The sequence below is a fragment of the Phenylobacterium sp. genome (genome assembly GCF_035569475.1).
In the GTDB taxonomy this organism is placed as follows: domain Bacteria; phylum Pseudomonadota; class Alphaproteobacteria; order Caulobacterales; family Caulobacteraceae; genus Phenylobacterium.
On sequence record NZ_DATMNA010000098.1, the window covers coordinates 1 to 11,178 of the forward strand.

At 68.8% G+C, this 11,178-nt stretch carries 14 protein-coding genes; 9 read left to right on the top strand and 5 right to left on the bottom strand.

Annotated elements, in window-relative coordinates:
• Positions 1-403: 403 nt before the first annotated feature.
• On the top strand, positions 404-745 hold the full coding sequence (locus tag VNW53_RS15755; RefSeq protein WP_414693286.1) for a carboxymuconolactone decarboxylase family protein: 342 nt from the start codon (positions 404-406) through the stop codon (positions 743-745).
• Between the two features lie 205 nt (positions 746-950).
• Here VNW53_RS15755 and VNW53_RS15760 read toward each other — a convergent pair whose 3' ends face one another.
• Positions 951-1,673, bottom strand: a complete 723-nt coding sequence (locus VNW53_RS15760) for an alpha/beta hydrolase (protein ID WP_325556743.1) — start codon at positions 1,671-1,673, stop codon at positions 951-953.
• A gap of 131 nt (positions 1,674-1,804) precedes the next feature.
• Between VNW53_RS15760 and VNW53_RS15765 the strand changes: the two genes are divergently transcribed.
• Both VNW53_RS15765 and VNW53_RS15770 read left to right on the top strand, forming a co-directional pair.
• On the top strand, positions 1,805-2,242 hold the full coding sequence (locus VNW53_RS15765; RefSeq protein WP_325556744.1) for a MarR family transcriptional regulator: 438 nt from the start codon (positions 1,805-1,807) through the stop codon (positions 2,240-2,242).
• Positions 2,243-2,505: 263 nt separating this feature from the next.
• Positions 2,506-4,467, top strand: a complete 1,962-nt coding sequence (locus VNW53_RS15770; RefSeq protein ID WP_325556745.1) for a redoxin domain-containing protein — start codon at positions 2,506-2,508, stop codon at positions 4,465-4,467.
• A gap of 221 nt (positions 4,468-4,688) precedes the next feature.
• Here the strand turns inward: VNW53_RS15770 and VNW53_RS15775 are convergent, their stop codons facing one another.
• From VNW53_RS15775 to VNW53_RS15790, 4 genes are all read right to left on the bottom strand, one after another.
• Positions 4,689-5,135, bottom strand: a complete 447-nt coding sequence (locus tag VNW53_RS15775; RefSeq protein ID WP_325556747.1) for a DoxX family protein — start codon at positions 5,133-5,135, stop codon at positions 4,689-4,691.
• Positions 5,136-5,308: 173 nt separating this feature from the next.
• The gene (locus tag VNW53_RS15780; protein ID WP_325556748.1) at positions 5,309-6,082 is read right to left on the bottom strand and encodes a retropepsin-like aspartic protease family protein; all 774 of its coding nucleotides are present in this window, start codon (positions 6,080-6,082) and stop codon (positions 5,309-5,311) included.
• Between the two features lie 7 nt (positions 6,083-6,089).
• The gene (gene fliP, locus VNW53_RS15785) at positions 6,090-6,887 is read right to left on the bottom strand and encodes a flagellar type III secretion system pore protein FliP (RefSeq protein ID WP_325556756.1); all 798 of its coding nucleotides are present in this window, start codon (positions 6,885-6,887) and stop codon (positions 6,090-6,092) included.
• A complete protein-coding gene (locus VNW53_RS15790) occupies positions 6,884-7,156 on the bottom strand; it encodes a flagellar biosynthetic protein FliO (protein WP_325556758.1) in 273 nt (90 codons plus the stop codon). The genes fliP and VNW53_RS15790 overlap by 4 nt, the downstream gene beginning before the upstream one ends.
• An 83-nt stretch (positions 7,157-7,239) precedes the next feature.
• Here VNW53_RS15790 and VNW53_RS15795 point away from each other — a divergent pair, with 83 nt between their 5' ends.
• From VNW53_RS15795 to VNW53_RS15820, 6 genes are all read left to right on the top strand, one after another.
• Positions 7,240-7,686, top strand: coding sequence for a flagellar basal body protein (locus VNW53_RS15795; RefSeq protein WP_325556749.1), 447 nt, complete (start codon positions 7,240-7,242; stop codon positions 7,684-7,686).
• A 21-nt stretch (positions 7,687-7,707) separates the two neighbouring features.
• The gene (flgC, locus tag VNW53_RS15800) at positions 7,708-8,130 is read left to right on the top strand and encodes a flagellar basal body rod protein FlgC (RefSeq protein ID WP_325556750.1); all 423 of its coding nucleotides are present in this window, start codon (positions 7,708-7,710) and stop codon (positions 8,128-8,130) included.
• A 14-nt stretch (positions 8,131-8,144) separates the two neighbouring features.
• The gene (locus VNW53_RS15805; RefSeq protein ID WP_325556751.1) at positions 8,145-8,459 is read left to right on the top strand and encodes a flagellar hook-basal body complex protein FliE; all 315 of its coding nucleotides are present in this window, start codon (positions 8,145-8,147) and stop codon (positions 8,457-8,459) included.
• 85 nt (positions 8,460-8,544) lie between these two features.
• A complete protein-coding gene (locus tag VNW53_RS15810) occupies positions 8,545-9,330 on the top strand; it encodes an ABC transporter ATP-binding protein (protein ID WP_325556752.1) in 786 nt (261 codons plus the stop codon).
• Positions 9,327-10,886, top strand: a complete 1,560-nt coding sequence (locus VNW53_RS15815) for a glycine betaine ABC transporter substrate-binding protein (RefSeq protein ID WP_325556753.1) — start codon at positions 9,327-9,329, stop codon at positions 10,884-10,886. Before VNW53_RS15810 ends, VNW53_RS15815 begins: the two co-directional genes overlap by 4 nt.
• A 77-nt stretch (positions 10,887-10,963) precedes the next feature.
• On the top strand, positions 10,964-11,178 hold a 215-nt coding region (locus VNW53_RS15820), incomplete at its 3' end, for a flagellar biosynthetic protein FliQ (RefSeq protein WP_325556754.1).

The following is an 11,178-nucleotide window of genomic DNA, read 5'->3' on the forward strand; positions in this document are numbered from 1 at the left end:
CGCGTTAGCGCCGACAACGAGGCCTTCACCGGCTGGGTCGACAAGATGAAGGCCCGCTTCAAGGCCCGCCCTTCGCCCACCGGCCCGACCAAGGCCGCCGCCCCGCCGGCCGCCGCCGCCAAGCCCGCGCCCGCCAAAACCGCCCAGGCGGCCACGGGCAGCGCCAAGGGGTAGGGCGCCCCCACGGTCCTCGACCCAGGTTGCGCCGCGCCGAAGTTCGGGCGGAAGACCCGCATGAGCACAAACCTAGGGTCGTACGGCTTCGAGGGCCGAGCTTGAGCGGGGTCGCGGGGGTATGATGGCGGCGCGCGACATCGCGGCGAGGGCGCCCTCAGGCCGGAGCAGGGCGATTTGGCGCACCGTCGCCGTAACCGTGCGCCATGAAGGAGGCCGCGTCATGCACATGATGGATTGGAACGCCTACCGCCAGCAGGTCGTCGCCGGAGTCGGTGGCTTCGCCAAGCTCAGCCCGGAGACGGTCAGGGGCTACGGGGCGATGGGCGGCGCCGGCGCGAAGACCGGTCAGCTCGACGCGAAGACCCGCGAGCTGATCGCGATCGCGGTCGCGATCACCCTGCGGTGCGACGGCTGCATCACGGTCCATACCGACGCGGCCCGCAAGCTGGGCGCCACGCAGGAGGAGATCGCGGAGGCCCTAGGCGTCGCCGTCAGCATCAACGCCGGCGCCGCCATCGTCTTCGCGACCCGCACGCTGGACGCCTATGCCGCCCTGGCCGACGCCTGACCTGACGAGCCTGGGGACACGTGCGACTTTGAACGAAGGTGGGGGACGCCTACGACCTTGGGCGCCCATCTCCGCGGTGACGCGCCTGCAACGCGACACACGTTGCCACGCCTAAAGCTCCTTGTGATCGGCCCAATGGCTAGGGGCCCCGAAGCTGACCTTCGGGACCCCGATCGCATTCAGGCGCCGGCGTTCGCGTGCGCAGCTACTTCGCCGCAGCTTGAGCCGCCTGTTCGATCACGTCGGCCACGACCTGTGGGTTCGACACATAGACCGCATGGCTTCCGGCGGTTTCCCGGACCGCCGCGCCGGCGCGTCCCGCCATCTGGCGCTGCGCGGGCGCAGGGATCATCCGGTCGTCAGCGGTCACGAGGTACCAGCTCGGCCGGGACCTCCACGCCGGCGTCGTCACTTGTCCGTCCAGCGCGGCCACGCCCCACGGGACCTGCGAGTCCGCCATGAACGCCGCCTGAGCCGGCTCGACGTCGGCCGCGAACGACGCGGCGAATTTCGCCCGGTCGAGGAACAGGAAGCCGTCCTGCGGCGGCAGGATCGGCGGCGTGGGGGCGCCGGGCGGCGGGTTGGCGATCAGCGAAGACACCGACTCCCCTGCGTCGGGCGCGAAGGCCGCGATGTAGACGAGGCCCTCGACCTTGGGGTCGGCGCCCGCCTCGGTGATCACCACGCCGCCGTAGGAATGGCCCACTAGAATGGCGGGGCCGTCCTGGGCCGCGAGAGCGCGGCGGGTGACGGCGACGTCGTCCGCCAGCGAGGTCGTCGGATTCTGAACGACGGTGACCCGGTAGCCGTCCTTCGTCAGGATGTCGTAGACGCCTTCCCAACCCGACCCGTCCACGAAACCGCCGTGGACCAGGACAATGTTCTTGATGGCGGTGGGCGCCGCATGGGCGCTGCCCGTCGTCGACATGACTTCATCTCCCTGATTGAAGCGCGATAATGATTATCGCAATAACTAATGGCTACCTCCATGAAAATCGCTTGTCCAGCACTTTTTTATCGCGATATATATTATCGCAGTTTCAGACCGGAGTGACGTTGATGGAGCGCCCTTTTCCCCTGCCTCTGGACGGGCAACTCGGCTACGCGCTCTACAGCGCGTTCATGGCCATCAGCCGCACTTACAAGCCGTGGCTGGACGCCTTGGGCCTGACCTATCCGCAGTACCTCGTCATGAACGTCCTCTGGGAGGACGACGACCAGACCATCACCGGCATCGCCGAGCGCCTGGACCTGGAGCCCAGCACCATCACCCCCCTGATGAAGCGCCTCGAGCAGCAGGGGAACGTCGTGCGAAAACGCAACCCCTTGGACGAGCGGCAGGTGAGGGTGTCGCTTACCGCACAGGGCCGCGCTCTTCGCGCGGAGACCAGGACCCTGGCCAACGCCCTGTACGACAGGTCGGGCATGAGCGTGGAGGAACTCGCCGACCTCAATGCGAGGATCAAGGCGCTGCGGGACGCCTTTCGAACCACATGACGTGGCGTAGGCTCCCCACACCGGGTCGCAGAGAAATTTTGACGTAGCGGTCGGATGCGCTCAGACTTCGCCTTGTGCTTCGTCCGGATTTCGGCCGGCGCGCGACGGACCAGTTTTACAAAAGACCATAAATTTCAATCATTTAATACTCCGCCACCTTCTGGATGACCTTGACGGCCAGGGCGCGCCCGCTGGTCGCCGCTGCAACATTCGTGCACGGAAACAGTGATATCCGGACGGCAGCCAAGCTGGGAGCTGACGCCATGAAACGCGCACTATTGGCCACCGCGACGATCGCGAGCCTGGGGATCGCCGCCTTCGCCGCGCCGGTCGGCCTCGCGGCCGATACGCCCAACGCCACGCCGCAGCACGTCGACGACTTCCAGCTCACCGACCACACCCGCCTGGCGCAGCACCTCTATTATTTCGGCTACACGCCGGCGATCGTGCTGATGAGCCGGACCAACGGCACGCCGGTGTCCAAGGCGGCCTCGGCCGCGCTGGAGAAGCTCAACGCCGCCTACAAGGACAAGGGCGTGGTCGTCTGGGCGATGGACTCCAACCTCGCCGACAGCCGCGACGCGGTCGCCGCCGAGGCCGCCCAGCAGAAGCTGACGGTCCCGATCCTGATCGACGAGCAGCAACTGGTCGGCGAGCAGCTCGGCGTGCAGCGCGAGGGCGAGGTCTTCGTGATCGATCCCAAGACCTGGACCGTGGCCTACCGCGGGCCGATGGACGCCCACGCCGGCGCGGCGGTCGACGCCCTGCTGGCCGGCGGCAAGCCCGCGGTCACCCGCGTCGCCGACACCGCCGGCAAGCCGGTGGCCTTCCCCGACAAGGCCCATGCGGCCGAGTTCGCCGACATCTCCTATTCGAAGACGGTCGCCCCGATCCTGCAGGAGAAGTGCGTCTCCTGCCACGTGAACGGCGGCATCGGCCCCTTCGCCATGAACAGCTATGCAGTGATCAAGGGCTTCTCGCCGATGATCCGCGAGACGATCCGCACCCGGCGCATGCCGCCCTATTTCGCCGACCCGCACATCGGGGTGTTCAGGAACGACCAGGGCCTGACGGCCGAGCAGACCAAGACCCTGGTCCACTGGATCGAGGCCGGCGCGCCGCGCGGCGATGGGCCCGACCCGCTGCTGGCCAACGCCAACAAGACCGCGCCGGAATGGCCGCCCGAGCTGGGCAAACCCGACGTCGTCGTCGACCTGCCGGCCTTCAAGGTCCCGGCCTCGGGCCTGGTCGAGTACCAGAACCAGCTCATCGACAATCCCTTCAAGGAGAATACCTGGCTGAAGGCCATCGCCATGAAGCCCGGCGACCGGCGGGTGCTGCATCACGTGGTCTCCAACCATGTGCCGGACCCGAACCAGCCGGCCGCGGCGATCCCCGGAGGGTCGGTGGGCTCCTATACGCCCGGCGCCCAGCCGCAGGTGATGGCCGACAACTCCGGCGCCCCGGTGCCCGCGGGCGGGCGGCTGCACTTCCAGATGCACTACACGACCATGGGCCACGAGACGGTCGATAAGACCCAGGTCGGCTTCTACACGCTGAAGTCCCCGCCCGAGTACATCAAGCGCTCGGCGGTGATCTCGACCTTCGCCCTGATGATACCGGCGGGCGAGGCGCGCCACCAGGAGGTCGCCTACCTGACCTTCCCGGCGGACGCCTACCTCTACACGCTCTATCCGCACGCCCACTACCGCGGCTACCACGTGGAGCTGAAGGAGGTCACGCCGGACGGCAAGGAGCAGATGCTGCTCAGCCTTCCGAAGTACGACTTCAACTGGCAGCGCGACTACGATCCGGTGACGCCGATCCACGTGAAGGCCGGCACCAAGCTGGTCGCCACCTGGGTCTACGACAACTCCGTCCACAACCCCGCCAACCCAGACCCCAAGCGCAACGTCACCTGGGGCGAGCAGACGCCGGACGAGATGATGTACTTCCGGGTCAACTACCGCTGGGCGGACGAGACCACGACCCATGTGCGCAACGACCTGCAGGCCAAGCTGTTCGCGTCGCAGATGATGGGCTCGCTGGATTCGAACCTCGACGGCTTCATCGAGAAGGATGAGCTGAAGGGCCCGCTCGCCTACCTCCGCGCCAAGTTCGACGAGCTCGACACCAACCACGACGGCAAGCTGGACGCGGCGGAGCTGGCCAAGGCCATGCCCAGCCGCCGCGCGGCGCGCAAGGGCGAGACGCCGGATCTCTAGAGCCCGGCGTGAGCTTTCCGTTCGTCGTTGTCGGAGGGCTTCCGGCGCGCGGAAAGACCACGCTTGGGCGAAAAGCTTGCCGATAGCCTCAAGCTGCCGTTCCTGGGCAAGGAGGATGTCCTCGAGGCGTTGTTCGAGGACCTGGGCGTTTCCGACTCCGAGGCTCGCCGGCGCCTGAGCCGCGCGGGCGAGCCGACCCGCCGGACGTCTCCACGAGGTGGTCAGCGGGCCCGGGCGGCCAAACCCACCCGCGCCGCGAGCGAACCCCAACCGGGCGATCTGACCAGCGCATAAGCGCCGTCGCCCATGATCGCTTGCAGCGCAAGCAGCGCCAGCCATACCAGGGGCAGCTCCGCTCCGGCCTTGGTGAAATAGAAGCCCTTGCGCACGAGCCAGAACTGCGCAGCCCCGACCATCATCGGGATGGCATAGAGCGCCACGTAGCGCGTCAGCACCCCCGGGATCAGAAGCAGCGCGCCCGCCAGCTCCGCCGACAGCACATAGGCGGGCACAACGGCCGGATATCCAGCCTTCAGCAGATTGCCCCACCAAGCCTCCACGCCTCCGGGAAGAACGGCCAACTTCCAGTAGAGGTGAGCGATGAAGAGGACGCCCAGAAGCAGTCTCAGCAGGAATATCCCGCGACTCTCCGACGTGCGCGTGTCCATTTGCCCCCCGGCGACACTGGTATGCCCGCGACTCCCGTAACCGGACTCCGCGACCATCAGCAACGGCGTCGAGGATGGTCCTCGCGCCCGGACGCAGAACGCCCAAAGGCGACCTGCGAGCCCTGACCAGCCTACGCCGCTCGTTGCAGGAAAGGCGCGGGCTCCAGACTAAGCTACGGCGCCGGCGTCCGGGCGTCGCTCCATTTGAGGTAGAGCTTGCGGCCGCGGACCTCGAAGGAGTCCAGCCGGCTGAGGAAGGTCATGCCCAGCAGCGAGGCGCTCATCGGCGCCTGGTTGATGACCATGGGCACATTGTCCATCCGGATCGGGCCCACCTGCAGGCTGTCGGCGGTGAACGGCGCGCCATAGCCCAAGCCGTTGGCGGTTTCCGCGGTGCGGTCGAAATGCATCGACCTGACGTCCAGACCCAGCCGCCCGGCGTCGGCGGGCGCCAGCACCGTGTCGCTGGAGCCGGTGTCGACCAGGAAGCGGACCTTGTGGCCGTTGACCTCGCCGATGACGATGAAGCCGCCCTGGTCATCCTGGTTGACCACCAGCTCGTGCGCGGCGGTGGCGATCGGCACGCCGGGCCCGAAGGCGCCCTGCACCTGCTGGACGACGCCCTGAAGCTCGGTGCGGTAGGCGTAGCCCAAGGCCAGCACGGCGATGATCGCGAGCCAGGCAGCGGCGTGGCGCAGATGCTCGCTCCAGCGGCCGCGGCTGAGGCGCAAGACGCCCGTGCCCACGACCAGAACCACCAGCGCCGCCTGCGCCACCCAGGCCCAGTCCTCGCCGGTCCTCAGGTTCTCCGGGAAGGCGCGGGCCAGGACCCAGACGAGGAGGGCGACAGCCGCAGCGACGGCCAGGAGGATCGGCAGGCGACCGCGCGGCGGGCGGGGCGGCGGCTCCGGCGGATCCTGCCGCCACGGCCCGGGGTCGTGGCTCATGACGGGCCTAGGTCCCGGGGACGGTGTGGAAGCTCTGCACGAGGCTTCCCGCCACCAGCCGCCAGCCGTCGACGAGGACGAAGAAGATCAGCTTGAACGGCAGGCTGACCACCACAGGGGGCAGCATCATCATCCCCATGCTCATCAGCACGCTGGCCACCACCAGGTCGATGACCAGGAAGGGGATGAACAGCAGGAAGCCGATCTCGAAGGCGCGCTTCAGCTCCGAGATCATGAAGGCCGGCGTCACCACCTGGATCGGAGTGGCGAGCGCGGTGGCCGGCTTGGGGATGCGCGAGAGCTTGATGAACAGCGCCAGGTCGCCCTGGTCGACCTGCGACAGCATGAAGGCCTTCACCGGCGCCGCCGAGGCGTCGAAGGCGGCCGGCAGCTCGATCTGCTGGTTCATCAGCGGCTTGATGCCGTCGTCATAGGACTTCTGCAGGGTCGGGCCCATCACGATGGCGGTGAGGAACAGGGCCAGCGAGATGACCACCGAGTTGGGCGGGCTCTGCTGCAGGCCAAGCGCCGTGCGCAACAGGCTGAGGACCACCACGATGCGGACGAAGGCGGTGGTCATGATGACGATCGAGGGCGCCAGCGACAGCACCGTCATCAGCCCGATCAATTGCACGACCCGCTCGGTGAGGCCGCCGCCGGTGCCGAGGTTGATGTTCACCGCCTGGGCGATGGCCGCGGCGGGGAAGGCGAGGCTGGCGAGCGTGGTGAGCGCCGCCAGGATCGCCGCGCGCCGCCAGTCCTCGGCCGGCAGGCCGCGGATCGCCTTGAACAGCTCGAGCATCAGGCCTTCCTCTTCGGGGCGTCGAGGGCCGAGACCGGCTGGCCCTCGCCCAACAGGAGGAGCTGCTCTCGCCCGTCGATGGCGACGATGACCAGGCGGCGCGCCGGGTCGAGCACCAGGCTCTCGATCACCGCGAGGCGGCGCTCGGCCTTGGGGCGGGCCAAGCGGGAGAGGGCGCCTGGGCCATAGCGGCGAAGCGCGACCGCCCCCAGGCCGATCAGGCCGAGGGTGAGGACGAGGGCGAAGACGGCTCTGACGAATTCGGTGACCATGCGCTTCTGCGGCTGTCTTCAATGGTTGGAGCGCCAGGAAACCGCTGAGTCCCTTAAGTCGGGGTTAACCCTGTTTCTTCACCATGCCGCTCATGGACATCACCGACGTTCCCATCCTCTCGATGTTGAAGAACCGGTTGGGGTACCTCTCCGACCGGCAGCGGGTCATCGCCGAGAACGTCGCCAACGCCGACACCCCGGGCTACGCGGCCCGCGACCTCAAGCCGTTCAGCTTCCATGCCCAGGTTCAGGCCGCGACGAGCCCCGCCGCCGCCGCGCCGGCTGGCGTCATGGCCGTCACCCGGCCCGGCCACATGCAGGCGCCCGGCGCGCGGATCGGCCCTGCCGGCGCGGTCGTCAAGACCGTGAAGTCGCCGGACTCCGAAGAGACCATGGACGGCAACGGCGTGGTCCTCGAGGACCAGATGGTCAAGCTCACCGACACCCGGATGGAATATGACGCCGCCGTCGGCGTCTACCAGCAGGCGGCCGGGTTCCTGAAGCTCGCCATCAAGAAGCCCGGGACCTGAGCCAGAGGATAAGGACGCCAGATGGCCAACGATTCCACCACGCTCAACACCACCCAGTCGATCGCGGTCTCCGCGCTTCGCGCCCAGCAGGCGCGGATGCGGATCATCGCGGAGAACCTGGCCAACGCCAATTCCACCTCCAAGACCCCGGGCGGCAACCCTTACCGGCGCCAGGCCCCGGTGTTCCAGGCGACGCCGGTGGCCGGCGGCGGCACGGGCGTGAAGATGGTCCGCGCCGTGCCCGACCAGTCGCCGTTCAACTCAGCCTATGACCCCAAGAGCCCGTCGGCTGACGCCACCGGCTATGTGAAGACCCCCAACGTCGACCCCCTGATCGAGGCGATGGACATGCGCGACGCGCAACGCGCCTACGAGGCCAACCTCAACGTCATCGAGACGTCGCGCGCCATGGCGACGCGCACCCTCGATCTCCTGAAGCCATAGCGGAGGGCTGACCGATGATGACCCCGCTCGCCGCCGCCAAGGCCTACGGCGCCGTCCAGAAGGCCATGACCGTCGATCCCGGCGCCGCCGGCGCGGAGGCCATGGCGCCCGGCGGCGGGTTCGGCGAGATCCTGAAGTCGGCCATGTCGGACGCCATGAAGGCGACCAAGGCCGCCGAGACCCAGATGACCGCCCAGGCGCAGGGCAAGGCCCAGCTTATTGACGTGGTGACCGCCGTGTCCTCCGCCGAGCAGAGCCTGACGACGGTGATGGCGATCCGCGATCAGGTGATCAGCGCCTACCAGGAAATCCTGCGGATGCCGATCTGACGGCGTAGCGGGTTGCTCGCCCCGACCGCGCTTCGCGCTGGGGGCGGAACTTTCGTCATGCTAGGCCTTGCCCATGGCGGGGCCGGTGATCGAACTTTCGGGGGTTGAGAAGCGCTACGGCGCGCACGCGGCCCTGGCCGGCGTGGACCTTTCCATCGAAGCGGGCGTGTTCACCGCCCTGGTCGGCGGCTCCGGCTCCGGCAAGACCACCCTTCTGAAGACCATCAACCGGCTGGTGACGCCGGATGCGGGGATCGTGCGGGTGCTGGGCGCTGACGTCGCGGCGGCCGAGCCGCACCTGCTGCGCCGCAAGATCGGCTACGTTTTCCAGGAGGTGGGCCTCTTTCCACACCTGTCGGTGGCCGAGAACATCGCGGTGACGCCGAAGCTGCTGGGCTGGGACCGGACGCGGATCGACGGGCGGGTAGCGAATCTCCTGGGCCTCGTCGCCCTGCCGCTGGAGGTGGGATCGCGCCCGCCCGCCGCGCTCTCCGGCGGCCAGCGCCAGCGGGTGGGCGTGGCCCGCGCGCTCGCCGCCGAGCCGAAGCTGATGCTGATGGACGAGCCGTTCGGCGCGCTCGATCCCCTGACCCGCGACGCCCTGGGGACCGACTACCGCGGCCTGCATGACCGGCTGGGCCTGACCACGGTGATGGTCACCCACGACATGGCCGAGGCCGTGCTGCTGGCCGACCGGATCGTGGTGCTGCGCGACGGCGCGATCATCGCCGACGGAACGCCGGGCGACCTGCTGGCCCGGACCCGCGACCCCGGCGTCCGCGACCTGCTGGACGCGCCGCGCCGCCAGGCCGAGCGCCTGCGCGCCAAGCTCGCCGCCGCCCCGGATACGGCCGCGAACGGAGCCGCATGAGCCCGCGGCTTTCCCAGGCTTTCGCCCTGCTGCCCGAGTACCTCGGCTGGCACGTGCTGCTGAGCTTCAGCGCGCTGGCGCTGGGCGTGGCGATCAGCCTGCCGCTGGCGATCGCCGCCAGCCGCAGCGCGCGGCTGCGCTGGCCGGTCTTGGCCGGGGCGAGCCTGATCCAGACCATTCCGAGCCTGGCCCTGCTGGCTCTGTTCTATCCGCTGCTGCTGGCGCTCTCGATGCTGAGCAAGGCGACGCTGGGCCACGGCTTCTCGGCGCTGGGCTTCCTGCCGTCCCTGCTGGCGCTGACGCTCTATTCCATGCTGCCGATCTTGCGGAACGGCGCCGCCGGCATCCTGGGCGTCGACGCGGCGATCAAGGAGGCGGCCGACGGCGTCGGCATGACCTCGCGCCAGCGCCTGGTCCAGGTGGAGCTGCCGCTGGCCGCGCCGGTGATCATGGCGGGCGTGCGCACTGCGGCGGTCTGGACCATCGGGGCCGCGACGCTTTCGACGCCGGTCGGCCAGACCAGCCTGGGCAACTACATCTTCGCCGGACTGCAAACCGAGAACTGGGTGTTCGTGCTGTTCGGCTGCGCGGCCTCGGCGGTGCTGGCGCTGGCCGCCGACCAGCTCCTGGGGCTGATCGAGGCGGGGACCCGAAGGCGCAGCCTGCGGCTGGTGCTGATCGGCGCGGCGGGCCTGCTGGCGGGCGTGGCGGCCGCTGTCGCCCCCCTGGCCGCGGGGCTGGACCGGACCCAGGCCTACACGGTCGGCGCCAAGAACTTCTCCGAGCAGTACATCCTGGCCGAGCTGATGGCCTCGCGTCTGGAGCGCGCCGGCGCGCAGGTCAGCCGCAAGGAGGACCTGGGCTCCGCCGTCGCCTATCGCGCGCTGGCCGCCGGCGAGATCGACGCCTATGTCGACTATTCCGGGACCCTGTGGACCAACGTGCTGAACCGCAAGGACAATCCCGGTCGCGCCGAGGTCCTGAAAGAGTTGACCGCCGAGCTGAAGGCGCGCGACGGCGTCACCGTCCTGGGTTCGCTGGGCTTCGAGAACGCCTACGCCTTCGTCATGCGCCCAGACCGCGCCAAGGCGCTGGGCGTCGCGTCGATCGCCGACCTGGCTCGGGCGGCGCCGAAGCTGGCCCTGGGGTCGGACCTGGAGTTCCTGTCGCGGCCGGAGTGGAAGGCGGTCGAGGCCGCCTACGGGCTGAGCTTCAAGGCCAAGCGCTCCTACCAGCCGACCTTCATGTACCGCGCGCTCGGCGGCGGCGAGGCCGACGTGATCAGCGCCTTCTCCTCCGACGGGCGCATCGCCGCCGACCGTCTGGTGATCCTGGGCGACCCGAAGGGAGCCATCCCGCCCTACGACGCGGTGGTCCTGATCTCGCCGAAGCGGGCGCACGACAGCCGTCTGCTCGCGGCCCTGCGGCCGCTGATCGGCAAGATCCCGGTCGGGGTCATGCAGGCGGCCAACTACAGCGTCGACCGCGACCAGGGGAAGGCCTCGCCGGCCGAGGCGGCGCGGGTATTGGATCGGCAGATTCTGCCCAGCCCGTAGGCTTTCATTAACCATGCCGGACCATGGTGGCGGTGTTCGCGATCAGGCGAATTCGTCAAGCTTTCCAAGAGGTCCATATGAACGGCGCCGAGGTTCTGGACGTCGGGCGCGAGGCCATCTGGCTCGCCATCCAGCTCGGCGCGCCCTGCCTGATCGTGGGCCTGGTCGTGGGCGTCGGCATCGGCCTGCTGCAGGCCCTGACCCAGGTGCAGGAAGCCACCCTGGTCTTCGCGCCGAAGATCCTCGCCATCTTCGCATCGCTCCTACTGTTGCTGCCGATGATGGGCGCGCT